At 53.6% G+C, this 24,360-nt stretch carries 23 protein-coding genes and 2 riboswitches; of the genes, 7 read left to right on the top strand and 16 right to left on the bottom strand.

Features of this window, described 5'->3' with window-relative positions:
• Positions 1-107 precede the first annotated feature (107 nt).
• Positions 108-869 (top strand): nickel pincer cofactor biosynthesis protein LarC, encoded by a 762-nt coding sequence (gene larC / locus IRJ17_RS09735; protein WP_173596746.1) that lies wholly within the window; start codon positions 108-110, stop codon positions 867-869.
• 74 nt (positions 870-943) lie between these two features.
• On the opposite strand, the gene IRJ17_RS09730 is transcribed toward larC, so the two are convergent.
• Both IRJ17_RS09730 and larC2 read right to left on the bottom strand, forming a co-directional pair.
• Positions 944-1,495 carry a DJ-1/PfpI family protein gene (locus IRJ17_RS09730; RefSeq protein WP_063227367.1) on the bottom strand — a complete coding sequence of 184 codons (552 nt, stop codon included), beginning with the start codon at positions 1,493-1,495 and terminating at the stop codon, positions 944-946.
• Between the two features lie 47 nt (positions 1,496-1,542).
• On the bottom strand, positions 1,543-2,577 hold the full coding sequence (larC2, locus tag IRJ17_RS09725) for a nickel pincer cofactor biosynthesis protein LarC2 (protein WP_242774469.1): 1,035 nt from the start codon (positions 2,575-2,577) through the stop codon (positions 1,543-1,545).
• A 160-nt stretch (positions 2,578-2,737) separates the two neighbouring features.
• On the opposite strand from larC2, the gene IRJ17_RS09720 reads away from it, so the two are divergent.
• The 3 genes from IRJ17_RS09720 (at position 2,738) to IRJ17_RS09710 (ending at position 6,023) form a co-directional block, all read left to right on the top strand.
• The gene (locus tag IRJ17_RS09720; RefSeq protein WP_122964495.1) at positions 2,738-3,745 is read left to right on the top strand and encodes a M23 family metallopeptidase; all 1,008 of its coding nucleotides are present in this window, start codon (positions 2,738-2,740) and stop codon (positions 3,743-3,745) included.
• A 109-nt stretch (positions 3,746-3,854) separates the two neighbouring features.
• Complete coding sequence (locus tag IRJ17_RS09715; RefSeq protein ID WP_242774467.1) at positions 3,855-4,478, top strand: TetR/AcrR family transcriptional regulator; 624 nt, start codon at positions 3,855-3,857, stop codon at positions 4,476-4,478.
• A 15-nt stretch (positions 4,479-4,493) separates the two neighbouring features.
• The gene (locus IRJ17_RS09710) at positions 4,494-6,023 is read left to right on the top strand and encodes an aldehyde dehydrogenase family protein (protein ID WP_423751965.1); all 1,530 of its coding nucleotides are present in this window, start codon (positions 4,494-4,496) and stop codon (positions 6,021-6,023) included.
• A 15-nt stretch (positions 6,024-6,038) separates the two neighbouring features.
• Here the strand turns inward: IRJ17_RS09710 and IRJ17_RS09705 are convergent, their stop codons facing one another.
• From IRJ17_RS09705 to IRJ17_RS09660, 10 genes are all read right to left on the bottom strand, one after another.
• Positions 6,039-7,160, bottom strand: a complete 1,122-nt coding sequence (locus tag IRJ17_RS09705) for a Ger(x)C family spore germination protein (RefSeq protein WP_122964492.1) — start codon at positions 7,158-7,160, stop codon at positions 6,039-6,041.
• Positions 7,157-8,245, bottom strand: coding sequence for a GerAB/ArcD/ProY family transporter (locus IRJ17_RS09700; protein ID WP_173596741.1), 1,089 nt, complete (start codon positions 8,243-8,245; stop codon positions 7,157-7,159). The genes IRJ17_RS09705 and IRJ17_RS09700 overlap by 4 nt, the downstream gene beginning before the upstream one ends.
• Before the next feature lie 4 nt (positions 8,246-8,249).
• Complete coding sequence (locus IRJ17_RS09695; RefSeq protein ID WP_173596740.1) at positions 8,250-9,749, bottom strand: spore germination protein; 1,500 nt, start codon at positions 9,747-9,749, stop codon at positions 8,250-8,252.
• Positions 9,750-9,891: 142 nt separating this feature from the next.
• Entirely contained in the window at positions 9,892-10,356 is a 465-nt protein-coding gene (gene ribH, locus IRJ17_RS09690; RefSeq protein WP_122964489.1) for a 6,7-dimethyl-8-ribityllumazine synthase, read from the bottom strand.
• 20 nt (positions 10,357-10,376) lie between these two features.
• Complete coding sequence (locus tag IRJ17_RS09685; protein ID WP_242774463.1) at positions 10,377-11,570, bottom strand: bifunctional 3,4-dihydroxy-2-butanone-4-phosphate synthase/GTP cyclohydrolase II; 1,194 nt, start codon at positions 11,568-11,570, stop codon at positions 10,377-10,379.
• A gap of 17 nt (positions 11,571-11,587) precedes the next feature.
• Positions 11,588-12,250 carry a riboflavin synthase gene (locus IRJ17_RS09680; RefSeq protein ID WP_122964487.1) on the bottom strand — a complete coding sequence of 221 codons (663 nt, stop codon included), beginning with the start codon at positions 12,248-12,250 and terminating at the stop codon, positions 11,588-11,590.
• A 97-nt stretch (positions 12,251-12,347) separates the two neighbouring features.
• Positions 12,348-13,445: a bifunctional diaminohydroxyphosphoribosylaminopyrimidine deaminase/5-amino-6-(5-phosphoribosylamino)uracil reductase RibD gene (gene ribD / locus IRJ17_RS09675; RefSeq protein ID WP_242774461.1), complete on the bottom strand. Its 1,098-nt coding sequence runs from the start codon at positions 13,443-13,445 to the stop codon at positions 12,348-12,350.
• A gap of 129 nt (positions 13,446-13,574) precedes the next feature.
• A riboswitch (FMN riboswitch) is annotated at positions 13,575-13,722 on the bottom strand.
• 113 nt (positions 13,723-13,835) lie between these two features.
• Positions 13,836-13,982, bottom strand: a riboswitch (FMN riboswitch).
• Positions 13,983-14,071: 89 nt separating this feature from the next.
• Complete coding sequence (locus tag IRJ17_RS09670; protein WP_122964485.1) at positions 14,072-14,722, bottom strand: HAD family hydrolase; 651 nt, start codon at positions 14,720-14,722, stop codon at positions 14,072-14,074.
• Between the two features lie 345 nt (positions 14,723-15,067).
• On the bottom strand, positions 15,068-15,793 hold the full coding sequence (gene yunB / locus IRJ17_RS09665; RefSeq protein ID WP_122964484.1) for a sporulation protein YunB: 726 nt from the start codon (positions 15,791-15,793) through the stop codon (positions 15,068-15,070).
• 45 nt (positions 15,794-15,838) lie between these two features.
• Complete coding sequence (locus IRJ17_RS09660; RefSeq protein ID WP_242774459.1) at positions 15,839-17,023, bottom strand: MFS transporter; 1,185 nt, start codon at positions 17,021-17,023, stop codon at positions 15,839-15,841.
• A 334-nt stretch (positions 17,024-17,357) separates the two neighbouring features.
• Here IRJ17_RS09660 and IRJ17_RS09655 point away from each other — a divergent pair, with 334 nt between their 5' ends.
• Positions 17,358-17,837, top strand: coding sequence for a cysteine dioxygenase (locus IRJ17_RS09655; protein WP_173596735.1), 480 nt, complete (start codon positions 17,358-17,360; stop codon positions 17,835-17,837).
• Between the two features lie 64 nt (positions 17,838-17,901).
• On the opposite strand, the gene IRJ17_RS09650 is transcribed toward IRJ17_RS09655, so the two are convergent.
• Together IRJ17_RS09650 and IRJ17_RS09645 are read right to left on the bottom strand one after the other, a co-directional pair.
• Positions 17,902-19,218 (bottom strand): globin-coupled sensor protein, encoded by a 1,317-nt coding sequence (locus tag IRJ17_RS09650; protein ID WP_122964481.1) that lies wholly within the window; start codon positions 19,216-19,218, stop codon positions 17,902-17,904.
• A gap of 181 nt (positions 19,219-19,399) precedes the next feature.
• The gene (locus tag IRJ17_RS09645; protein WP_173599639.1) at positions 19,400-20,188 is read right to left on the bottom strand and encodes a hypothetical protein; all 789 of its coding nucleotides are present in this window, start codon (positions 20,186-20,188) and stop codon (positions 19,400-19,402) included.
• A 216-nt stretch (positions 20,189-20,404) separates the two neighbouring features.
• On the opposite strand from IRJ17_RS09645, the gene IRJ17_RS09640 reads away from it, so the two are divergent.
• Positions 20,405-20,590, top strand: coding sequence for a hypothetical protein (locus tag IRJ17_RS09640; protein WP_141254221.1), 186 nt, complete (start codon positions 20,405-20,407; stop codon positions 20,588-20,590).
• A complete protein-coding gene (gene corA / locus IRJ17_RS09635; RefSeq protein ID WP_122964480.1) occupies positions 20,544-21,479 on the top strand; it encodes a magnesium/cobalt transporter CorA in 936 nt (311 codons plus the stop codon). Before IRJ17_RS09640 ends, corA begins: the two co-directional genes overlap by 47 nt.
• A gap of 9 nt (positions 21,480-21,488) precedes the next feature.
• On the opposite strand, the gene IRJ17_RS09630 is transcribed toward corA, so the two are convergent.
• Both IRJ17_RS09630 and IRJ17_RS09625 read right to left on the bottom strand, forming a co-directional pair.
• Entirely contained in the window at positions 21,489-22,583 is a 1,095-nt protein-coding gene (locus IRJ17_RS09630; RefSeq protein ID WP_173596733.1) for an HD-GYP domain-containing protein, read from the bottom strand.
• Positions 22,584-23,407: 824 nt separating this feature from the next.
• Positions 23,408-24,319 carry a LysR family transcriptional regulator gene (locus IRJ17_RS09625; RefSeq protein WP_173599641.1) on the bottom strand — a complete coding sequence of 304 codons (912 nt, stop codon included), beginning with the start codon at positions 24,317-24,319 and terminating at the stop codon, positions 23,408-23,410.
• Positions 24,320-24,360: the final 41 nt, after the last annotated feature.

Genomic DNA, 24,360 nt, shown 5'->3' with positions numbered 1-24,360 from the left:
AACTGAATCGGCAAATGGTACACTTTGGACAAGCAATCGCCAATCAGACGAACATACTTTCCCTATATGATACAGAGGAAATCATTGGTTGAAAAGGAGTGTTTCTTGTGCGCATCGCGTATTTGGACTGTTTTTCGGGGATCAGCGGAGACATGCTGCTCGCCGCATTGGTGGACGCAGGAGCCAATCGCGAGCGGATCGAACAGGAGCTGCGCAAGCTGTCTCCGGGAGATTTTCGCCTGGAGTGGAGAACCGTCGTCAAAGCTGGCGTTTCCGCTTTGAAGCTGGACGTCATCGATGAAAGCCACGCTCCCTCGCTGCCGCAGAAGCCTTTGAAAGTGCTGGGAAACGACCACACACACCGCAGCCACAAAGACATTGTGGCGATGATCCAGGCTGCCGGACTGGCGCCGCGCGTAACTCGCCGCTCTCTGGCTATTTTTGAAAAAATCGCGATCGCCGAAGCGAAAATTCACAATGTCCCTGTAGATACGGTCCATTTTCATGAGGTGGGCGCACTCGATTCCATCGTCGATATCGTCGGGATCGCTTTAGGACTGGAAGAGCTGGACATCGAGCAGCTTTACTGCGGGCCGATCCCGACGGGAAACGGCTACGTGCGCTGCGCTCACGGACTGTACCCGGTTCCCGCTCCGGCGACCATGGAGCTGTTGCTCGGCATACCGCTGCGCGAAACGAGCATCCAAAAGGAATTGACCACCCCTACCGGAGCAGGAGTGGCTGCCGCCCTAGTCGAACAGTTCGGTTCGTTGCCGTCGATGACCGTGGAGTCCATCGGCTACGGCGCAGGCACACGCGACCTGCCCGATCAGCCAAACGTGTTGCGGCTGTTGGTCGGACACAAGTAAACGAAAAAAACTTCCGCCGATGTGCTTTGTCGGCGGAAGTTTTTATTTAGGCAAGGGCAAAGGTTAGGATAGGCTTATCGCAGCAGACGCAAAAACTCGCGCATAAAGCCGGGCAAATCCGGCCACGCATGACCAGAAACCAGGTTGCCGTCTACGTGAAGGGTTTCTTTTTCGTAAATCGCACCCATCGCCTCGACGTCTGGTCTGCATGCCTGATAGGCCGTCAGCGTACGGCCAGCGAGATGCTCGGAGACGATTGCCAGCACCTGTGAACCGTGGCAGATCGCGGCAACAGGCTTGTTCGCTTCAAAGAAGTGCGAGACGATCGGCTTCAAGTTTTCGTTCAGCCTGATGTACTCAGGTGCTCTACCGCCCGGAATGATCAAGGCGTCGAACGCTTCCGGATTGATGTCGGCAAAAGCGGCGTGCGCAGGCAGCTGATAAGCCGGCTTTTCCGTATACGTCTCGCTGTGTGCTTCAAAATCGTGGCAAACGGTGTGCAGCGTCTTCACGCTGGGCGCAGCAATCACGGCTTCGTAACCCTCTTCCAGCAAACGGTAATACGGGTAGAACACCTCCAAGGCTTCTACGGCATCCCCTGTAACGATCAACACTTTTTTGCTCATCACACAGCCACCTCCATACGGTTTTGGGGTTTGGATACTCCACGTTTTCAATTCTTTGGCGGCTCGGCTTGCTCCTGCTTGTCTGCCCATATTTTTACAGAACTTTTACGGGCGGCCAGTTCCACAGCTTCCTGATAAACTTGCTGCAAAGGTACGCCGTTGGCTCTGGCAAGCTGCGCGCAGTGCTCGTATTCCGGCGCAATCTGCACCCGCTCGCCCCTGTGATAGCCGAGTTTGACCGCAACCTCTCCCCAACCCGTCTGGACGGTGATGAATCGCCTTGCCAGACGGTGACACGCTACAGGGAAAGAGCGAATGCCAAACGTCGTCGTCTCCTTGAACAAAATCGTTTTCATCGCCTCAAGCTGGCTCTGATAGCACATGACTTGCACCAGTGTCGCGGCTCTGCTCTTTTTCATCGTCACCGGCAAAAAATGCACATCGTTCGCCCCTGCCCAAAAGCATTGCTCCATCAGATAGGAAAGCCACTCCGGGCTTGCGTCATCTATGTTCGCTTGCAATATCACCATGCCTTCGTCGATATGCTCGTCGGCGTGCTGCCTTTGCTCGTACCCGACAGGTATGCCGTCTGCTCGCGCCGTTTCAACGCCTGGCTTCAGCAAAATTGCTGCCACGTTGTTTTCGCCTTCCACCTGCACCAGTTCGCCTGCAAGCCCGCGCATCGGCTTTGCTCCCACTTCCTTCAACCAGAGCACGGCGAGCGGCGAAAAGGCGCGACGCGGCTCCAACTGTTCCGTCTCCCGGATCGCCAGCCCGGACAGAAGCGACAGGGCGGCGAGCGGCAAACCGAACGGGACGGCGATTGTTTCCACATACAGCTTGCCCCGGCACCAGTCAGTCAAAGGGCTTGTCATCAGCTCGCGCAAGGCTGCTGCTTCCCGTTGCCAGCGTTCCTGATCCATCCCCTCCCGATACCACTCCGCCAAATCGTGCATGCACCCGGCGAATTTCGCGGCGGCAGGCTCAGCTGCACCGATCCCTTGCTTGCTCGCAATCCGTTGCAGCGGCTTCACCAATGATTCCAGCATGATCGGACCTTCTGCCCGAATGACCAGCTTCATTTTTTCCCCTCCGAACTTTGCTTGTTTCTTCTTGCATCATACATCAAATGCCCGTTCCTCCGGAGAAAAGTTGCTCGCCTGCTTCCAAAAAGTATCGTGGATAATCCGCTCAGACTGGCAGAAACTACAACGGAAACTACCCTGGCTGGAGGGAGTCGGCATGCGAGTTTTCCGCCTAATCATTCAGATCAGCTTGTGCGTGGCAGCAATCGTTTTGCCGCTGGAATCAGGCTTTGCCAAAGGCTCTGCTGCCAAACAGACAGATCCTCTGCTAAAAGAGCGCCTGCAGCTTTTTTTGCGCATGGAGTCTTTGTACGGCATTCCGTGGAACTATTTGGCCGCGATTGACCAGTACGAGCGCACGATGAAAATACGCAAAAAACAAGCCAATACGCAAGAATCGAACGCGCGGCTCACGGCTGTTGATATCCCGCAGGAGCGCTGGTCAGGCGTGATGAACCCCGATCCGGAAGATACCAACCCGGCATCGATTCAGTTTTTTGACGGGCTGGGAATGGACGGCGACGGAGATGGGATCGCCGACCGCAACAACGATTTGGATGCACTCACTACGCTTATTCATTACCTGTCCGCTTACGGCTTTTCGGCGGATGACTGGCAAATCGGCGTCTGGTCTTACTACCAGCGCGATCGCTCGGTAAAAACGATCCGGCAATTCGCCCAGGTGTACGACAAATACCAGCACCTGCAACTGGACGAGCGTCATTTTCCCATTCCTGCCCGGTACGACTACAGCTACCGCAGCACATGGGGAGACGCTCGCGGCTGGGGAGGACGCCGCATTCACGAAGGCACAGACATTTTCGCCAGCTACGGCACGCCCGTCCTGTCGACCGCCTACGGAGTCATCGAGGTCATTGGCTGGAACCGCTACGGCGGCTGGCGAATCGGCATGCGGGACATGGGCAACGTGTATCATTACTTCGCGCATTTGTCCTCGTTTAAAAAAGGGTTGAAGCCAGGCGACATCGTCGAGCCAGGGCAATTGCTCGGGTATGTCGGCAGCTCCGGCTACGGAAAGCCCGGGACGGCGGGGAAATTTCCGCCCCACTTGCATTACGGCATGTACCGGGAGACAGGGGGAGCCGATTGGGCGTTTGACCCTTATCCGTATCTCAAGCGTTGGGAACGTCAAAGGAAGCGGTGATGCAGCCGCTTCTTTTTGGCATGTTCTCGATTTCCATTGACAGAGCACACAGCAGCGAATTACAATCAAATCAAAAATTGGACGATCGTCCAAAAACGAGGTGCACAGCATGACTCCCCCTTCCAAAAGCCAAGCGAAAGCAGAAGCGAAGCGAGCCTTCCTGATCGAACAGGCAACGGCCTGTCTGGCGGAAAAAGGCTACGCCAACGTGTCTTTGCGCGATATCGCCAAGGAATCCGGCGTCTCGCTCGGCATCCTGCATTACTACTTCGCCAGCAAGGAAGATTTGCTGCTCGCTGTCATCGCAAGCTACAAGGAACGCTTGATCGACGAGTTGGAACGCGAAGTAGTCGCTGCTCCCCTGGACAGTTGGCTCCCCGCACTCGTGACGGTTCTCGGGCGCAGTCTCCAAGAAGACCGCAAGCTGCATCGGCTCTGGTACGATTTGCAAGCGCAGGCTTTGTACACCCCCGTCTTTCTCGAACAAGTCCACCGCATTCGCGCCCGGCTGCACGACTTGATTGTGCGCATGCTCAGACGGCTGCAAGCGGAGCGGCAAGCACCGCTCGCAATGGACGAGAACGCTGCCAGCTCGATCGTTTACTCCTTGATTGACGGCATGATCTTGCAAAGCTTGCTGGACGAAGACAAACCCGCAGCCGAAGCTTTGGCCCTTTTCCAGTTTGCAGTGCAGCATTTTCTTGCGTCGCTTTTTCCGCTTGATCAAAAATGAATGAGGTGATCCATGATGTCCGTCCTCTCTTTGCGCAATCCTGCGACTGGCGAAGTTTTTGGTTCGGTAACGGAGGCCAGCCCGGCCGAGGTTGATGCCGCCGTAGCAAAAGCACGGCGCGCCTTTGCTGCCTGGTCCGCTACATCCCTCGCTGAGCGGCTGCGCTATCTCACTTCCCTGCGCCACTATCTCGTCGAGCACGGCGAGGAGCTGGCGCAAAAAATCAGCCAGGCAACGGGAAAAGTAACGCTTGAGGCGTACATGACCGAGATTTTTGTCACCGCTGATACGATCCGTTTTTACGAAAAGCACGCACAGCAAATGCTGTCTCCCCAGCCTGTTCCCACCCCGCTCGTGCTCTGGCCGAAAAAATCGTACATCCACTACAAGCCGATGGGCGTTGTCGCGGTCATCTCGCCGTGGAACTATCCGTTTCAGCTTGCCATCATTCCGATGCTGTCCGCGCTTGTCGCCGGAAATACCGTCATTCTCAAGCCGTCAGAAGTCACGCCGTCCACTGGCCTGTTGATCGAAGAACTGTTCGGGATTGTCGGACTGCCTGAAGGCGTCGTCACTGTCCTGCACGGCGGGCGGGAGGTCGGCAGTCGGCTTGTATCCGCCCGGCCTGACAAAATCTTTTTCACAGGTTCGGTCGCCACTGGCAAAAAAATCATGGCAGCCGCAGCGGAGCATTTGATCCCCGTAGAATTGGAATTGGGCGGAAAAGACCCGATGATCGTTTTCGACGATGCCCATCTGGAGCGCGCCGCAAACGGTGCCGTCTGGGGCGCTTTCACCAACTCCGGTCAAGTGTGCATGTCCGTCGAGCGCCTGTATGTCCACGAGCGCGTGTATTCCGAATTTTTGCGCTTGGTCACCGAAAAAACAAAAGCGCTGCGCCAAGGCTTTCCCGAGCAGGCAGAAGTCGGTTCGATGACGTCGCCGCAGCAAATCGGGATCGTCCGCGCGCACATCGACGACGCGCTCGCCGCGGGAGCCACAGCTGTCACTGGCGGAGCGATCCAGACGGACAGCATGTTCCTTGCCCCGACCATCCTGACAGGCGTCACACCGGAAATGAAAATCATGCGCGAAGAAACATTCGGCCCTGTCCTGCCGATCGTCACCTTTTCCGATGAAGCAGAAGTCATCCGTCTAGTCAATGAATCGCCCTACGGCTTGAATGCCTCTGTCTGGTCAGCAGACAAAGCAAAAGCGCAGCGCGTGGCGGAAAAGCTGTTGAGCGGAAACGTGTGCATCAACGACGTCATCATCAGCTATGCCAATCCGCACCTCCCTTTTGGCGGGGTCAAGGATAGCGGCATCGGCCGTTACCGCGGCCCGGTTGGACTGCAAGCTTTCACCCACAGCATCTCGATCATTCACGATCCCGGCTCGAAAAAGCGCGAGTTCAACTGGTATCCGTACACGCCAGACCAGCAGCTGATGTTTTCCGGGCTGACCCATCTGCTCTACGGAAAAAGGCCAAAATGGAATCTTCCCACGCTGAAAGCCATCTGGCGGGAGCTGAAACGACTGCGTTAGCAAGCCTGCTCCCCCTTATTTGATGGTTCCGTAGCCGAGAATGTCCAGTTTGACCTTGATGTTGAGATCGGCCTTCTTGTAGAGGGCCAATCCTTTTTCCCGCGTCCATTTCCCATGGTATTTCTGCCGGAGACTTTCCTCCAAGCCAGCCGGATCGACGCCCCATTTTTGATAGTTTTTCAGCATGGTTTTCGTTTCACTTTGAATCCGCTTTTCCATTTGTTTGACCAGCTTGGTAATCTGCGGACGCTTATCCAAGTTTTTCTTTCCATCATAGCCGACGACCACGCCGCGCAGTTCCAGGTCGATATGAATGACCGGCTTTTTCGTATTGCCATTGCTCCGCACTTTTGATTTCGACCAGACGAAGTCGAAAATGATCTCTTCCATGTCGGCGTTCTCCTCCGCAGCGTCCGGGCCGCCAAACCCGAACTTGACGCGGGGGAGCCGCTTGCGTCCCAACAAGCATTGCACCAGCTTCCCTTCGCGCTGCGAGTACAGGCCAATCATCTTGTCCTTTCGCAATAACGCAACTTGGGCAATCTCGATGCTCCCGTCTTGCTTGACCAAATACGGCAAATTCGGATCGCCTATATTGCTGGTCATCATGAAGACAAAATCGTGAATCGTGGAAAAAGACGAAAACGCCGTCTCCACTCTCGGACGCAGCAAGTCGTTCAAATACGTGTTGATTTCCGGCTTGTTCTTGTACTTCCCTCTGATGACATCCTCTACTTTGCCTTTGACGATGGCGATAAACACGTTTTCGCCCACAATCGGATTCCGGTACAAATCGAGCACGACTTTGCCAATCCCGCTTTTTCGGGCAAGCTCCTCGCTGAACAAAATGACGCGCAGCTGCGATAAAGTAATCGTCCGCTCCACTTTGGGAGCCAACGCCAGCATCGCTTCACTGGTCATCGAAGCCTGGGTCGCATAAATTTGCGTCGTTTCCTTGCCTTTTGCCGGAACCGGAATGGAGACCAGCACCTTCATTTGCGTATCATCGACATAGTCGAACCCCATCACGCCGATCATCGCCATGTCTTCAAGCGCCGGACGTTCATATTCGGCGGCACAGCCCGCAAGCGTGCAGGAAAGGAGTGCGATCAAAAAGAGCCAACTGCTCCATCTCATGACACCTTCTCCCCCTTTCCTCGCCGCAAAGCGTGCAGCATCAGCAAAAAGATCGGCCACAAGATCAAGCCGTACGCGAAGTAAACAGTCAGCTGGTCATACAGGTAACGTTGCGCTTCCACGGACAGAGGGCCGCGAATCATAAAGTAAGAAATCGCGGACGGCAACAAGAGATGCCATAAGCGACGTTTCCCCGCCAATTGTTCCATCCCCGTACGCGCCATCCACAAGTACGCGGTCGACGTGCTGAGAATGAGAAACACCCACAGACCGATTCCCAAATTTTCTACCCGCTCCAAAAAGGACAGCTCGACAGCCTTGAACAGATTCAAAATCGGGTAGACGAGATTCGCCACCTGCCATTCGGAAAAATACGCCACACTCGTGAGCAGCACCAACACGTAGAAGAAAACGACCGTCCATACGCCGATCAACACATGGCGCCGCGCTCTGTTCTTTTCGATGATAAACGGGTAGTAAATCAACAAAATTTCGTACCCCAGCATACTGCCTGAGGATTGGTTAAGCGCATCAAGCACACTGGCCAGATCGGTATTGAAAAGCGGAAAAATATGCGACAGCCCGCCTTTTTGAAAACCGTAATGCAGCAACACCAGCATCCACCCCGTAAAAAACAAGGCCAGCAGGCAAAATCTCGCCACGAGCTTGATTCCGCCGTTCGTAATGTACATCATGACGAGTGTCAAGCCAAGCAACGGCATGGTGATCGTCTGGTTGTTGAGCATCGAGGTTTGCAAAAGCCGGACGTATCCTTCATTCGCTGTCGATGTGTTCAGGATGGCGTAGACGATGACCAGGACGTTCAGGCAGCTGCCCAGCCACTTCCCCAGCAACTTTTCATGAATCCCGAACAGCGTATCTCCCGGGTAGCGGCTGCACAGCGCGATCATCGGAAAGACCGTCAGCGTCACAATGATTCCGAGCAAAATCGGCGCCATCCACAAGTTATAGCCCATTTTGCTGGCAAAATGAGAAAGCGACAGCAGATTGACGCCGACCATTGAATTGATGATCAGCCCGATTACATGGATCGGATTCAGGCTGTGAATCTTTCCTCTGTCCATCTATCTACTCCTCACCAACGGGCCGCGCCTGTTTGCGTTTTGCTCTGGACATGCGGTTGCGATAGACGATGAACTTCATCGGCGCGCGCACCAGGCCATTAAACAAATCCGTCCACTGGCGCGGCACACCCGGAGCCATGTAAGGAGTGCCCAAAGAGGTCAGGTTGAGCAAATGCGCAAACAAAAAAGCAAGCATCAGCATCTGACCGTACATCCCCATCATGCCTGCCATCAAAATAAAACCGTAACGAACGAGACGAATCGCGTTGCTCATCAAAAAATTGGGCGGAACAAACGAAAGCAGGGCCGAGACGGAGACGAGAACAATCAAGATGTTGCTGGCCAATCCCGCTTGAACGGACGCTGTTCCGATGACAATCCCGCCCACGATCCCGATCGTCTGACCGATTTTCGTCGGCATGCGTATCCCGGCTTCACGCAAAATCTCGATAACCAGCTCGATGAAGATCACTTCGATGACCGGAGGAAAAGGCACCTGGCTGCGCGATTCAGACAAAATCGTCAGCAAGGCGGGAGGGAGCATTTCCGGGTGAAAAGTCAGGACGGATACGTAGCTGGAAGTAAGCAAAATCGTCACAAACAGCCCGAAAAAGCGGATCATTCGCAGCAAGCTCGCCGTTAACCAGCGATTGTAGAAATCCTCGGGGCTGCTGAACATCTCCAGAAAAGAGGCCGGGCAGATCGCCGCTTCAGGGCTTCCGTTCAGCATAATGATGATTCTGCCATCCAGCAGTGCCGCTGCCACATTGTCCGGGCGACTGGTCAGCCCGAACTGGGGAAACGGCGAGTACGGCTTGTCTTCGAGCATTTGTTTCAAAACAGGCAGTCCGACGAAGCCCTGATACTCGACGTTTTGGATGCGTGTCTTCACGCGTTCGACGTTGATCTCGTTCGCGATATTTTCCAGGTACAGGACCGCTACCCGGTTTTGCGTCTCTGTGCCGATCGTGTAGGCGACAATTTTCAGGTTGGGCGTCGTCAATCTGCGGCGCAAGAGCGACAGGTTGATCTCCAGCATCTCCACAAACGAATCCTGCGGGCCGAGAACCGTCGCCTCGCTCTCCGACTTGGTAATCGCACGATGCTCGACCTGAAACGTATTGACGTGCAAAATAAGCTCCCGTTCCAGAAAAAACAGGATCGTATGGCCGCGCAGCAAATTGGCAAGCAGCAAGTCCAGGTTGCCTTCGCGACACGGCTGCGCGTAAGGAAGCACGGTCAACGGATCTCTGCCGTCCGAGCGCTGCAACGGCAAAAACACGTTTTCATACAACTGCGCCAGTTCCACCATCGTATCTAGAAAAAAAACGTGAACCTCTTCGTCATTGATCGTCAAAGCCAGGCTGCTGAGGTCATCCACGTTGTGCATTTGCTGTTTGATCATTTCCGGCGTGATTCGCTCGCCACGCGAAGGCGACGCGCCACCGCTCTTGGCTTGTGCCACTTTGAATACTTGCGCTCTCCACCAATCTGTCGGCTCCATCTTGAATCCCCCGATCTACAGGAAAATCCTTCTTACTTTGACCGATAGGTGGTGATTTTATCCATCCATAGGCGTTTTTATCCATGCAAAAACGGGAGCCTCAGCCCCCGCTTCTCGCCTTCTCATTCTATACTGTTCTCGTTTAGGCAAACTGCTTCGACAGATTCGCCATTTCAATCGCAGCCGCAGCGGCCTCCCAGCCTTTGTTGCCTGCTTTCGTTCCAGCACGCTCAATCGCTTGCTCAATATTGTCTGTCGTCAGCACGCCGAAAATAACCGGAATCCCTGTGGACAGCGACAAGGAAGCAACTCCTTTGGCCGCTTCGTTGCACACGTAATCAAAGTGCGGAGTTGCGCCGCGAATCACGGCGCCCAGCGTCACTACCGCGTCGTAACGGCCGGATTCCGCCATTTTTTTGGCAATCAGCGGAATTTCAAATGCGCCTGGCACCCATGCCACATCGACGTTTTCCTCTTCCACACCGTGGCGCTTCAAAGCATCGAGAGCGCCGCCAACCAGCTTGCTGACGATCAGTTCGTTAAATCGCCCTGCTACAATCCCTACGCGCAGTCCTGTCCCTACCAGATGTCCTTCAAATGTTCTCATTCCGTTCACTCTCCTTTGCATTATAGGTGGAGCAAGTGCCCCAGCTTCGTTTGCTTGGTTGTCAAATATCGCTGATTGTGCGGTTGCACCTGCATTTGCAACGGCACTCTTTCTTCTACTTTCAGCCCGTAGCCGTCCAGCCCGCGAATTTTGCGAGGATTGTTGGTCAAAAGGCGCATCCTGCGCACTCCGAGGTCGCGAAGAATTTGCGCACCAATCCCGTACTCTCGCAAATCGGCCGCAAAGCCCAGCTTTTCGTTTGCTTCCACCGTATCAAGCCCTTCCTCCTGGAGCTTGTACGCCTTGAGCTTGTTAATCAGCCCGATGCCGCGTCCTTCTTGGCGCATGTACAAAAGAATGCCCGCGCCCTCCGCCTCGATTTGCGCAAGCGCAGCATGCAGTTGCGGCCCGCAGTCGCATCGCTCGGAGCCAAAAATATCCCCGGTCAAGCATTCGGAGTGCACCCGGACGAGAACCGGCTTGTCCGAGTCGATCTCGCCCTTGATGAGCGCTACGTGTTCCTTGCCATCTACTTCGTTCGTATAGGCCGCGATCCGAAAATCGCCGAAGCTCGTCGGGAGATTCACTTCGATTTCTTTGTGCACATGCGATTCCGTGCGCATCCGATACGCGATCAAATCGGCAATCGTGATCAGCTTCAGCTCAAACCGCCGCGCAATCTCTACCAACTGCGGCAACCGGGCCATCGAGCCGTCTTCATTCATAATCTCGCAAATCACGCCTGCCGCAGCACTGCCAGCCATCTCCGCGAGATCGACGGCCGCCTCCGTGTGACCAGCCCGGCGCAACACGCCGCCCGCTTTTGCTATCAACGGAAAAATATGCCCCGGCTTGCGGAAATCTTCGGCTGTCTTCTGCTCATCCAGCATCGCCAGCACTGTCTGCGAACGCTCATGGGCTGAGATTCCCGTATGCGTGCTCGCCTCATCAATCGAGACGGTAAAAGCCGTCCCTTGCTTGTCTGTGTTGTCTTCGACCATCGGAGCAAGCTTCAATCTGGCCGCGCGCTCTTGCGTAATCGGCACGCAGACCAGCCCGCGCCCATGCGTTGCCATGAAGTTGATCATCTCCGGTGTCGCCGCTTCCGCCAGGCAGACGAAATCCCCTTCGTTTTCCCGATCTTCGTCATCCACTACGATAATCGCTTGCCCTTGGCGCAAATCTTCCAATGCCTCTTCTATCTGATGAAACATGGGACTTCCCTCCTCGTTCAGACAAATCCATTTTCCTGCAAAAAAGCCATGCTGATCGTCGAGCCTGCCGCTTGCCCGCTCCTTTGCTGGCCGCGATCGCCCAAAAGCCGCTCTACATACTTGCCGATGACGTCTGTCTCCAGATTCACCTGATCGCCTGCACGCCGATCCTGCAAGCTGGTCTGCGCCAGCGTGTGCGGGATGATCGACACGCTGAAATGCGTATCCGCAGCTTCCACCACAGTGAGACTGATGCCATCCACGCAAATCGAGCCGCGCTCGATGACGTATTTCAACAGCTCCGCGCTCGCTTCGATCGTAAACAGCACAGCGTTGGCGTGCGGCTGTCGCGACACGATCGTGCCTGTCCCGTCCACGTGCCCGGAGACGATATGCCCGCCAAAACGGTCGCCCAAGCGCATCGCCCGCTCCAGGTTGACTCGCTGGCCCGCTCGCAGATGGCGCAGGCTCGTCTTTTTCATCGTTTCCGGCATGACGTCGACCTGAAAATGCCGCTGCGTAAACGAAGTAACCGTCAGGCAAATCCCGTTGACTGCGATGCTGTCGCCCAGCTGCACACCTTCAAGCACCCGCTGCGCCCGGATCACGAGCTGACTCGCCTGATCGTTGCCCGTGAGCGATTCCACCGTGCCCAGCTCTTCTACCAGTCCGGTAAACATCGGCTTTCCTCCTCTTTTTACACGGTTTATAACATCGGAAAGCAGCCATCGGCCTCGGCAAAACAAAGCCGTCTGTCTCCGATTCGCTTTTTTGTCCTCACTCCCACTGTGGATAGCCGCTGATCCGCAAGTCCAGCTCATCCAGTTGCTCAACGGTCGGATTCGCCAGCTTGACCGCCTGATCCATCGTGGAAAAGCCTTGTCCTCCAAACGGTGTCGGCGCCTGACCACCGCCAATCATTTTCAGCGACACGTAGCTGATCACTTTTTGAATCGCCCGCGCCTGCAAAAACGCTCCGTTGACTGCGGCCCCGCCTTCGACGAGAAGCGAAGTGATTCCCCATTCGCCCAACGTGTCCAGCACCTCGTCCACCCTAATCTGCTCATCTGCCACGAACAGCCGGATACCTTTTTCCGCAAAAGCCTCCTGCTTCGCTTGCGCCGCAGCTTTCGTCGTAAAAATCCAGGTGGGCGCATCCGTATTTTGAATCACGTTGGCCCCGAGCGGCGTGCGCAGCTGACTGTCCCAGATGACACGCACAGGCTGTCGGCCGTGCGCTTGCCCGTCCAGTCTCGCCGTCAAAAGCGGATCGTCCGCAAGCACCGTGCCTACTCCGACCAGGATCGCGTCGTGCTGTCTGCGCAGCTCGTGCACTTCCCCCCGCGCCCGCGCTCCCGTTATCCAGCGGCTGTGCCCGCTTTCGGTAGCGATCTTGCCATCCAGCGTGCTCGCTGTTTTGATCGTCACAAACGGACGCCGCGTCGTGATGAAGTGGAAAAAGACTTCATTCAGCTTTTTCGCTTCCGCTTCATGCACGCCGACAACCACTTCCACGCCCGCTGCCAACAGCTTCTCCGCGCCTTTTCCCGCGACGAGCGGATTCGGGTCCAGCGTGGCGATCACGGCACGCCGGATGCCAGCCGCGATCACCGCCTCGGCGCACGGAGGCGTTTTGCCGTGATGACTGCACGGCTCCAATGTGACATACAGCGTAGCGCCAGCCGCTTTTTGCCCTGCCAGCCGCAGAGCGTGCACTTCTGCATGAGGTTCGCCTGCACGCAAATGCGCTCCCATGCCTACTACTTCTCCGTTGTTTACCAGGACTGCACCGACGAGCGGATTGGGGCTCGTCTGACCGTTTGCCGAGCGCGCCAAATCCAGTGCCAGCGCCATGAACCGCATGTCCTGCTCCATGTAAACCTCCTCTTTCATGCACGGATTCCAGCCAATGCAAAAAGCCCTCGAAACCACTAGCGGCTCAGGGTATAAGGAAAGAAGCCTTATCGCATCCGTTTTTTGCAAAAGGGATGCCAAAAAGCATGGTCAGCTCTTCTTCCATCCGGACTTTACCGTCGGCTCTGGATTTGCACCAGATCAGTCGCTAAACCGTAACGATCAGCGAGTCGCGGGCTTTAGACGTACATACGTCATTACCGCCGGTCGGGAATTTCACCCTGCCCTGAAGATTTTGCGCTATGCAGTTTTCCAATAAAAAACGCCCACGAGCAAACGATACTCAGGGCGTAGGGAAACAAGCCTCGTGACAGTTCTGTTTTTGAAAAAACAGCCGCCGAAGCTATTGTAAGACACCTTCTCCCATCCGGACTTTACCGTCGGCCTTGGATTTGCACCAAGTCAGTCGCTATCCATACAGCAATAGCGAGTCGCGGGCTCAGACGTGCGTTCGTCATTACCGCCGGTCGGGAATTTCACCCTACCCTGAAGGCTGGTATTCAGTTAGGCACAGTATAGCACACATTTCTCGTCAACTGTCACTTTTTTAGGTGGAAGTGTCCTTTTCCTGCTCTCCGCGAGCGCGGCTACAAAATGTCCAGCAGCTCGCGCAAGTCCGTGATGTACGCTCGCGGCGACACTTCGTTGCGCTCCATGTCCGCCCGCTCTCCCTGATACGCGATAAACGCCACTTCCCCGCCGTGCGCCGCTTTTCCGTCAATCCAGGAATCTCCGACCATCGTCCAGGCCGTGGCAGACCAGTTGGGGTATTGGGCGCGGATGTAGTGAATCCCGGACGGATGCGGTTTGAGTGTCGTCATCTGCTCGCGCGCGACAATCTCCTGGAAACAATCGGCGATTCCCGTATGATTCAGCGCTTCCTCGGCGGCTGCATAGGCATTGTTGGTCAAAATGAACAAATGATACCGTTCCTTTAGGTGGGCGAGCACTTCCTTGACGTGGTCTTCCAGGACAGCCTCGTGCATCCCTGCTTTTTCAATCGCGGTCACGGCTTCCCACATCGTTTGCTCAAGCTGACTCGTCATCCGGCCCGACTTTCTGCCCATTTCGATCAATTGCGAAGCGGTGTGGCTGCGCCAGTCAAAAGTCGGCTCGCACAGCCCGTGCTCAGCCCATAAGGTAAAAATGGCCTGCTTCATTTCCAAAAAGTTGATTTTGGATTGCAGCAACGTATTGTCCATATCGAAAATGATGCCTTTTATCGACGCTCTGGTCATTGTCGGATCTCTCCCCCTTTTGCCAATGATTATTTGGTCAAGTATACCAAATTAATAACGTTCGACTAGATGCGAAAACGGGAATCAGGACTTTTTCCAATCGCAAAAGCTCGTGAACGACGCCTAGACGATCGACGATAAAAACATCATCATCCAGGGACAGGACCAGGAGAAAAACACCTCATGGAACATGATCGGCGGACCGCTCAGCAGCCAGGAGGGCGTGATTGAGCTGACCGTCACCTGGGGTGAGCAGTAGATTTCCCCGACACCTTTTCACGGAACGAAAAAAGCGACAGCCCGCTGCTGCCGCTTTTTTGTTTTTCCCGCCATTCGCCAAGTCCGCTATGGCGCATCGTCTGCCCCTTCCATTTGCGCTCGGGGCACATCCGGCTTGCCCTCCGGATTGTTGTACAAATACTGCGGCACATCCCCGATAATCAGTGAATGCGTGATCGGGATTTTCGTGGTGATCGTCTGCTCCTCGGTGGCAAACGGGATGACAATCTGCAAGTCGACCTCCACGAAAATGTAGACGGTTGCAAGCACCATGTTGATGCCCGCCTCCTTCAACTCTGTCTCCAGCTTTGTTTTCACAGAGCCGATCGGTACAAAAGTGACAGGCAAATTCGGTCCCATCTGCGCCAAAAACGTATTTCCTGTCGCCAAGCCAAGCGGAATGGTGCGATCGACTTTTTCCGTCTCAAATTCCTGAAGCTTGTTCTGCACTCGTGAAGTAGTCTCGCCGACAATTCTCGCGTATTCCCTAAAGTTAAACTGGTACGCCTGAATCTGCCCTTCGTTGTTCTTCTCGATCTTGACGATCTGGTTGAAATCGACGCCCTGCTGGGAAATTCGTTTGGTGACTGCGTCCGTAATCGCTTCTTTTGCCAATTGCTCTGCTTTTTGGGTTGCCAGGATCAAGAGCGTCGGTTCCAGCCGTTGCTGCAAAAAGACGAGCGACTGAATCGACAAAACCACAAAAATTACCAGCGCAATCAAAAACGCTTTCGTTCGAGAAAGCGGGTTCCTCCAACGCCGACGGGGTCGAAATATGGCCAATCCCGTCACCTCCCAATTGGTACATCCTATGGTAGGAGAAGGGAAAAAAGACTATCAGCGACGAGAGTCGGCAACACCCCCGCTTTTCTGCACGTACACGCCCAGTCCGACGAGCGCAAAAATCAGCAGCACCTGTGCACAGACAACCAATCCGAACAAGCCGCACGCCGCCGTTAACAGCGGTGCGCCAAGAAAACCGATAAAAAAGCCGCTGCGGCCGAGAAAGCCCTGCACCCCGAGCACCTTGCCGCGCACTTCATTTTTGGCCAGCTGCAAAAGCGTGCCCTCGTACACCTGTGCCGCCCCGCTCAAAAGCCCGGCGCAACCGAGCAACAACAGCACCGCCGCCGTCCACTCGGCAGCAAACGCCGCCACGACCAGCAGCGCCATCAGCCCGTATGCGCCAAGCAAGCCACGCCAAAAATCAACGGAAAAACGGACGGCGAAGTAAGCGCCAACCAGCCCGCCTGCGCTCATCGCGGACCACATCAGTCCGTGCAGGGTAGCATCGCCACGGCTTAGCCCATCGGCTAAAAACGGCAAGCCGTAGTTGTGCGCGGCCGTACTGATCGCCAGCGGCGCAGCCAGCAGACTGACCGCGAGCAGCACAGGCGCTCCTTGCAAATACACAAAAGCTGCGCGCATCCCGCCGCTTGCCGTTTCTTTCTCTTCGGCTTTTTCCGCCTTGTCCGGCGTAGCTCTGCTCTCCCAGCGCATCCGCGTCAAAATTGCTGCCGAAAACAAAAAGCTCGCAGCGTCTGCTCCAATGACGAGTGCATAGCCGACATGATCGGTTAACAAGCCGCCCAAAAGGAAGCCGACAATGCCGACAAACGATTCCAGCCTCACCTTGAGACTGTTCACCCAAGCCAATTTTTCCGGTCCAAACATCTGCGGCAATGACGCCTGGAAGCTGATCGCAAACAGCGTGTACAGCATCCCTTTGAGAAAAGCCGCCGCGACGACAACGTATGGATGCGGAATGAGCAAAATCGCCAGCAAAGCCAGCCCCGCTCCGATGTCGCTTGCGATCATCGCCTGTCTTCTGTCCATCCGGTCTGCCAATATGCCAGCAAACGGGCTGAACAGCATTCCGCCCACCTGTCTGGCGACAAAAAAAGCCATCAGCCAAAACGCGCTATGTTCAAACGTAAAAATCAAGGCGCTGCACGCGATCAAGTCCATTCGCGATCCGAGCGAGGACAGCGCATTGACGTACAAATACTTTTTCATGTTCATGTGTACCAAACCTCCTGGTGATCACAGGCGGTTCAGACTGACGCCCCCATCTACGGGGTGCGTACACTGATTATGGCAGTTGACATGCGCATGCCTCCTCGTGTGTAAGTGTGTAAAATCATGACTCGTTTTTGTTCTGTCACTTTCGACGGGGGCCGTTCCTTAACCGTCTATGTGCGGCAACTCATGCCGTACTCCCATCATAACGAGACGCTCCTATCTTGTCATGAAAAACGGGAAAACCTTCGCAAAAAAATGGCGCTTCTCCTACGTCAGACTGCTTCTGTCTTTCATATGGTAAGGGGGAAGATCTTTTTTGCCCTGGAGGTTTGTCATGAATCTGGAACGATTGGAACGTGCCTTTGGCTCCCTTGTTTGCCCCAGTCCTACCGAATTGAGGCAGGCTGTCGCTTCACTCGCGCTCTGCCCAGACGATATCGCGTCACTCGTTCCCCAACCGGAACAGCTTCCATATGGCCGCAAGATTTTGTATCTCACGCCTCACGTAGAGGTCGTTCTCATCCATCTTCCTGCCAGGCAGGAGTCCATCCCGCACAACCATGGCGACTCGTTTGGCTGGGAGTGGGTCATATCCGGCACGCTCACCAATGTCGTCTACCTCCCGGCTGACCGCGAAGACGAAGTTTTTCGGGCACAAACGACCCATGTCAGCGCAGGAGATTGCTATTACGTCGCTCCCGGCGAGATTCACGCCATTCGCAACAACACAGACGGACCTGTCCTCTCGCTCAATGTGTATACGCCCCCGCTGCAAAACTCCCGTCAGTACCGCGCCGTCCAATCCCCCACGTAGGATTGGAAAAGTTACAAAAAAACCAGTACACCGCCAAAAGAGCGGTCGTACTGGTTTTTCGCGTCTACAAATTTTCCGTAATCTCGGACAGCTCATCAGCAGAGCTGGCTACTTGCGCCACTGCCTGGTTCATGTCTTCCATGACTTTGAAGAAGTTTTCCAGTTCTTTTTGAATGTGCGTGCTTTGCTCCTTGCTGTCTGCTACAGCGCCGATAATTCCTTCGAAAAACGCGTTCGTCTCATCGGTCATTTTGCTGCTCGACTGAACAAGCCCTTGAATTTCCAGAACGACCGAAGACAGCACTGTTGTTTGCTGGTTCGTTTTCTCAATCAGCTCCCGCACGCCGAAGACAGACTTCTTCGTCTGCTCCGCCAGCTTGCGCACCTCGTCGGCCACGACCGCAAAGCCTCGTCCCTGTTCACCCGCTCTCGCCGCCTCAATCGCAGCGTTTAGGGCAAGCAGATTCGTCTGCTCGGCTATCGCCGTTACCACATCGACGATCCCGCGAATTTTTTCGGCATTGTCCTCCAGCGTGTTCATTTCCCCGGAGATTTGCCTCACGCTTTGCTGAATCAATCCCATCTGTTCTTGCTGCTTCTCCAGCTTTTCCTTGCCCTCCCGGGACAGCTCCTGCGCCTTGCTGGAAAATCCGGTGCCGTTTTCGGCATAGCGCAGCATCTCGCGCGACTGCTCCGTCAACTGCTCGACGGACGCGCTGTTTTCTTCCGATACCGCTGCCAGCTCATGGGCGGAATTGGTCAGCATGATCCGCAGCTCATCTTTTTTGTCCTGCTCGGCACGCCGAACACGCTCATGTTCGTTCTCGTACTCTTCCAGCACAATTTGCTGCTCGATGTTGAGAATTTTGGTCACCGCCGTAAGGGCCACCATCAGCTCGTTCTTGTCGGCAATATGCTTGTTCAAGATGTCCATAATAGAAACGAGCAGATTTTGGAACGCGCTCATGTACCATTTCGGTTCCAGTCCGATTCGCATATGTATGATGGCAATCTTGCTGCGCTGCTCGATGTAAGCAGCATCTATACAGCCATTGAACATTTCGGTGATGTGCCGGGTCAGTGTCCCTTTCAGTCTTTGAATCGTGCTGTTCTTGTCCACAATGTCCATGAGCAATGGCTCAGTTTCGATATTCGAATAAAAGAAATCTACAATTTTGTCAATATTTTGAATGATGAGCGGTTGAAGCGCTTTGACGATCGACAAGTCCTCCTCTGTCAGATGAATCAGAGCCAGTTGCCTGGAGAGGGTGTTTTGTCCTTGAAGCTTTACCTTCCCTTGTTCCTTGTGATCCTGGAAAAACGACTCCTTTTTGGCTTTTCCTTTTAATCCAAACAGGCTGGAAAATGGACATGTACTCATACGCCGAACTCCTTTTGACCGATTAAAAAATGGCTGGAATTACCATATTAGGTAGAGTAAACGAATTATTTCCAATTGGCATATCCTTTCAATTATATACCCGTTTGATCTAGAGTGTAAACCAAATGAGCAAGAAAAGAGGGCAACCGCGCTTCCGAACGGGAAGTCGGCGCCCTCATTTTTACATCTCTGCTTTCTTCACTTCCGCTTTTTGCAGCTTCCAGCTCGTCTTGTCCCATTTCCAAAGCGACTCGACGTAGGCAATCGTGTCAGCATTCGCGACACCGCTCACCCGCTGCACACCTTTCAGTTCGCAGATGCCATCGCGGTTTTCGTCGACAGGCGCAAGCACGCTGAAGCTGTTCGGCATCACGTCTGTGGGCGTCACCAGCTTGCCGTTTTTGTAAACGCCGTTTTCTTCGTATATTTTTTTGCGATCGGACAAATCGAGAACCGTAGTCTGATTCGTCTCTTTGATCAAAATCGGAACCTTGTAGTTGTCCTGATACGAACCGGAAATCGTCAAAGGCTGCGGCACGGGCAGCACAACAGGCTTGTTGTCCTTGTTGCTGAACAAATAAAAGTCGGACGTTCCCCCGCTTCCGCCCGTAGGCGCTTGCACCAAAATTTGTTTGGTGCCGTTTCCGATAAAATCGCAAAAGGCCATGTCCGGCTGATAACCGCCATACGCCGTCGTGAAAAAGGTCGTCTTTTTCGCGACTGGATCTTGGACCATGACCTTCAGCTTTTCAAAATACGGGCTGTCCGCAGCAAAGCGTTGACCGAGCAGCGTCACGACATCCGGCTTTCCGTCTCCGGTCACGTCCTGTCTTTTGATCTGGATTTCCTCAAAAACGCCTGGTTGCTGCTGAGGCTGGCGCACTTCCTCTGCCAGAGCAGGCCCCGCTCCTCCCGCGATCAATACACAGGCCAAAATGACTGCCCAGCCAAATCGTTTTCTTTTGTCCATATCCATCCACCTTTGCTTTTTTGAACCTTAGGCGTAGTATGCAAAAAAAGCTGTGCTGCCATGCCTTTTTGTTGCGCGCATCGGCTGGTCAAAATGGCTAGATGAATTTATGGAAAGTGCGGTACACTATTCCAAGAATGTTGACCGTATAGGCAAGCAGACGAGCATGTTTTCATACGTATGAGAATGACAGTCCAATCAGGAGGCGATGCAAGCGTGAGTACGCCAGAAAAACGGCGGGTCGCACAGGCTCCGCCCAGCCGCGAAGCGCTGCGCACGGCTTATGAGCTGATTCTCACACGGATTTTGCCGCGTCTGCCGCCGACCTCTCAATCTACTGGCAGGAGATGCGAACATGAAGATACGACTGATCGAAAACGGGATCATCACGCAGATCGATGACATAGAGGACGCTACCCAAGCACCCGGACAAGGCTTTTTTTGGATTGACGCTTCTCCGTTTGATCTGGATATTTTACAGCCGCTGTACGATCTCCACCCTCTGGCAATCGAGGACTGTATCGACGAAGAAGAACAGCGACCCAAGCTGCAAATTTACGACGATCATTATTTTCTCGTGCTAAACGGCATTGCTTTTCACAACCAGGATATTTTTTTGCGCGAGATCAATATTTTTTTCGGCAGTCATGCGATTATTACGGTAACGAAGCAGGAAGCTCCCGAATTTGCCTCCATGCTTCCGATTATCAGGGAAAAAGAAGTGAATCACCCGGACACGTTTTTGTATCACCTGATTGACCAAATTGTCGATCGTTATTTTGATGTGACGGAAAAAATCGAGGACTTGATTGAAGCGCTGGAAGAGGAAATTTTAATGAAGACGCGCAAATCGCACCTCGAACAGATCATCGGGCTGCGAAGCGAGATTTTGTACGCGCGAAAAATGCTGTTGCCGCAGCGCGATTTGATTGACGCTCTGCACAAAAAAGAACTCCCGCTGATTCGTCCGAAGCTGCGGAAGTTCTTTGGCGATATTTGGGAGGACGCGAGTAAAATCGTGGAAAACTTCGAGACATTCCGCGACCTCATCGGGAACTTGCGCGAAGCTTATCAGGCGGCCCTCGCCGGACGGGCAAACGACATCATGCGCGTGTTTACGGCTTTGACCACCATTTTCATGCCGCTCACGATCGTGACGGGCATTTACGGCATGAACTTCGACTTCATGCCAGAACTGCATTCGCCCTACGGCTATTACGTCGTGCTCGGGTGCATGGCGCTCATCGGGCTGACGATGTTCATCCTGTTCAAGAAAAAAGAGTGGCTGTAAACGAACAGGCTAGACGAGATCACCGCAGGCGACGATCATCAGCGAAAGTATTTTAGACAAGTCGCACTCATACGGCTGTGCCAGCTCCTGCCCATCTTCATCGACCAAAATGCGAATGAGCGGGCGGCTTGGCATGCCTTTGTTGGAATCAATCACGATGCCTGACACCCCTGTATTGAGCGTGACACTCAACCCGACCGGGTACAGAGCGATGGTGTCGCGCAGCGCTTCTACATAAAACTGGTCAAACAGTCTTCCCGAGCCGGAATAGAGCACTTCCATCGCTTCGTGGGGCAGCATTCCCCGGCGATAGATGCGATCGGAAGTCAAGGCGTCGAATACATCCGCTACCGCCATCAGGCGACCGAACGGGTGAATTTGGTCTTGCTTCAGATGGCGCGGATATCCGGACCCGTCCCAGCGCTCGTGGTGCTGAAAAGCGCAGTGGGCAGCAAGCAACGGGATGTCGTCTTGCCTGCGCAGCATTTCAAAACCGATTTCGGTATGTTTTTTCATCACTTCAAACTCTTCTGGCGTCAGGCGGCCCGGTTTTTTCAAAATCGTGTCCGGAATTTGCACTTTCCCGATATCGTGAAGCATGCCGCCAATAGACACATCGAGAATCTCCCGCTCTGTACAGCCTGTATTAATCGCCAGAGCCGTACTGTAGAGGGCGACGTTAAAGGAATGGCTGAAAATATAATTATCGAAGGCGCAGGCATCCGCCAACAGGTTGATCGCCGATTTGCTGCCTTTCAGCTCGTCGGCTACCGCAGCCATGACCTGTCTGAGCTGACGGCCCAGATTCTTGTCCGTGAACAGCTGCTGCCATTTTTGCGGTACCTCCTGGACACTGCGAAACGTATCGTGAATAATGGACATCGCCTGTCTGCGAGTGCCCTCGGAAATGACTGTATCCACCATGATATCGTCCGTGCGTTCATCTTGTATGTACAGGCTGTTGATGTTCTTGCTCATGAGGCGTCCGATCATTCGCTGGGTCAGTTCAACTCCTGCCCCAACGAGCACCGTTCCGTTTTCTGCATAGATGGAACGGGCAAGCTTGTCGCCCGGCTGGCATTTTTGAATGGATTTCAGTCTCATTTCCAACCTTCGCCTTTCATCAGAGTATCCCTATTATAGCGTGATTCGACGTAATTCTACATGAAAAATTTTCAAGTCTTTCAATTAGACATATGGACGGGAGACACAGGTGAAATAGCTTGGAAGAAGCTGCGGTATGTTTTTAGGTTATCGGTACTTCCGGGGGGAATTTTGAGGAAAATGCGGAATGACAGAAAGCTTGCTTGGGGTGACGCTTGGGAGATTGCGTTATCGGTAGGTACTTTTTGCTGTGGCAGGGAAAGATTGAATGCAGGAAGCTTGTTTGGGTGACGCTTTGTAGAACGCGTCATCGGTAGGTACTTTTGCTGCGGCGAAGAAAGATTGAATGCAGGAAGCTTGCTTGGGCTGACCCTTTGTAGTCCGCTTCATCGGTACTTTAGGCGGGGCAAGGCAAGGACTGGTGAGTTAGACGTAAGTAACAAAAAGACATGAAAACATGATGAAGTTTTTTCATGAAGTCAATTGCTGAATGCACCTCATCCATGCAAAAGATCGTTCATTAGCCGCACTGGATTTCCCCCAGATCATCCCTCAAAAATCCCAATCCGACCAAAGCTAAACACTGGCCGAGGAAACAGGAGAAACAAGCGGCAGGGCTTTCCAAGCTTCCCCGCAAGATGCCAGTTGTTCTGAGAAAATAAAGTTTTCAACTAAAAATGATCAACACCTAATTTAAGAAAAACGAGATAAATGAAAGCCTCAAACATATTCTGTACATCTAATATGTTCGGGGCTTTATGTGTTGGGTTGAGCATTTATTTTGATAGAAACGCTTTTTAGTAATCTTACGCTGTCAACTACGTTCAGCCTAACGATCGGTTGCTGTTTTCCATGACTCTCTGAATATAAGACTCCAGTACCTCGATGAACAATTTGGCCGCTTTCCCCATAAACCTGTCCGCATGGTAGATGATACAAATATCCTGGCTTGGCGTAGGATTCAAAAGGGTGACGGCGGTGATCGTATCGCGATTGAGATTGTCCACTAACAAGCGGGGGAGAATGCAAGCTCCTACGCCTTGCTCGACCAAGGATAGCAATGTCGAAAGGGTGGAAGTTACAATCGGGCTATCGATCTTGATCCCCTTTTGCTGGCAGCAGGCATTAATGACCTTTGAAATTTGATGTTCCGAACCGAACATGACCAGCTTCATATTCTGCAATTGCTCGAAGGGAATGGCTTTCGCTTTCGCAGCGGGGTGATCCGAGCGTAGTGCCAAGACGAACTCCTCATGGAACAGCGGTATAACGGTGATACGATCATCAGGTTTGTCAGGAGTTGTGGTAACGCCAAGATCCCGGATACCGTCGACAACCTGTTCGTACACATCTGTCGACTCCGTGACTTTAATCGACAACTTCGGGTACGAGCGATGAAAGTCGATAAGAAGGGCGTCAAACAAAAGGTCTCCGTCACCAGGAAGAATCCCGATATCCAGCTTGCCACCATCTACCTTCTTTAAGTCCGCAATGGCCCCCTGAATGTAGTCAATGCGTTCGAAGATGATCTTGCTCTGCTCCAAAAGGATTTGCCCCGCATCAGTTAAAGCAATCCGTCTCCCAATGCGATCAAATAGCGGAAGTCCCAGTTCATTTTCCAAAAACTTAATTTGTTGACTGAGGTTCGACTGAGTCGTACAGAGATTTTCTGCCGCTTTGGAGAAGTGCATCTCCTTGCAGATGGCAGCAAAATACTGGAGTTGTCTTAGTTCCATACCGTCATGCCCCTTTTCCATTTTTTGCACGTCTTAGAAGC

The sequence above is a fragment of the Brevibacillus parabrevis genome, assembly GCF_022701015.1.
Taxonomy (GTDB): Bacteria; Bacillota; Bacilli; order Brevibacillales; family Brevibacillaceae; genus Brevibacillus; species Brevibacillus parabrevis.
Note: the sequence above shows the minus strand (reverse complement) of the source record. Positions and strands in the feature narration are given on the sequence as shown.

Bases quoted from the DNA above. Each gene is read 5' to 3' on its own strand.
- IRJ17_RS09730 (WP_063227367.1), bottom strand. From the start codon at position 1,495: ATGAGCAAAAAAGTGTTGATCGTTACAGGGGATGCCGTAGAAGCCTTG.
- IRJ17_RS09685 (WP_242774463.1), bottom strand. From the start codon at position 11,570: ATGTTTCATCAGATAGAAGAGGCATTGGAAGATTTGCGCCAAGGGCAA.
- ribH (WP_122964489.1), bottom strand. From the start codon at position 10,356: ATGAGAACATTTGAAGGACATCTGGTAGGGACAGGACTGCGCGTAGGG.
- IRJ17_RS09645 (WP_173599639.1), bottom strand. From the start codon at position 20,188: ATGGACAAAAGAAAACGATTTGGCTGGGCAGTCATTTTGGCCTGTGTA.
- ribD (WP_242774461.1), bottom strand. From the start codon at position 13,445: ATGGAGCAGGACATGCGGTTCATGGCGCTGGCACTGGATTTGGCGCGC.
- IRJ17_RS09670 (WP_122964485.1), bottom strand. From the start codon at position 14,722: ATGACCAGAGCGTCGATAAAAGGCATCATTTTCGATATGGACAATACG.
- IRJ17_RS09625 (WP_173599641.1), bottom strand. From the start codon at position 24,319: ATGGAACTAAGACAACTCCAGTATTTTGCTGCCATCTGCAAGGAGATG.
- larC2 (WP_242774469.1), bottom strand. From the start codon at position 2,577: ATGAAGCTGGTCATTCGGGCAGAAGGTCCGATCATGCTGGAATCATTG.
- IRJ17_RS09630 (WP_173596733.1), bottom strand. From the start codon at position 22,583: ATGAGACTGAAATCCATTCAAAAATGCCAGCCGGGCGACAAGCTTGCC.
- IRJ17_RS09680 (WP_122964487.1), bottom strand. From the start codon at position 12,250: ATGTTTACCGGACTGGTAGAAGAGCTGGGCACGGTGGAATCGCTCACG.
- IRJ17_RS09710 (WP_423751965.1), top strand. From the start codon at position 4,494: ATGTCCGTCCTCTCTTTGCGCAATCCTGCGACTGGCGAAGTTTTTGGT.
- IRJ17_RS09655 (WP_173596735.1), top strand. From the start codon at position 17,358: ATGAATCTGGAACGATTGGAACGTGCCTTTGGCTCCCTTGTTTGCCCC.
- IRJ17_RS09715 (WP_242774467.1), top strand. From the start codon at position 3,855: ATGACTCCCCCTTCCAAAAGCCAAGCGAAAGCAGAAGCGAAGCGAGCC.
- IRJ17_RS09650 (WP_122964481.1), bottom strand. From the start codon at position 19,218: ATGAGTACATGTCCATTTTCCAGCCTGTTTGGATTAAAAGGAAAAGCC.
- IRJ17_RS09660 (WP_242774459.1), bottom strand. From the start codon at position 17,023: ATGAACATGAAAAAGTATTTGTACGTCAATGCGCTGTCCTCGCTCGGA.
- IRJ17_RS09705 (WP_122964492.1), bottom strand. From the start codon at position 7,160: ATGAGATGGAGCAGTTGGCTCTTTTTGATCGCACTCCTTTCCTGCACG.
- IRJ17_RS09720 (WP_122964495.1), top strand. From the start codon at position 2,738: ATGCGAGTTTTCCGCCTAATCATTCAGATCAGCTTGTGCGTGGCAGCA.
- IRJ17_RS09695 (WP_173596740.1), bottom strand. From the start codon at position 9,749: ATGGAGCCGACAGATTGGTGGAGAGCGCAAGTATTCAAAGTGGCACAA.
- corA (WP_122964480.1), top strand. From the start codon at position 20,544: ATGAAGATACGACTGATCGAAAACGGGATCATCACGCAGATCGATGAC.
- IRJ17_RS09700 (WP_173596741.1), bottom strand. From the start codon at position 8,245: ATGGACAGAGGAAAGATTCACAGCCTGAATCCGATCCATGTAATCGGG.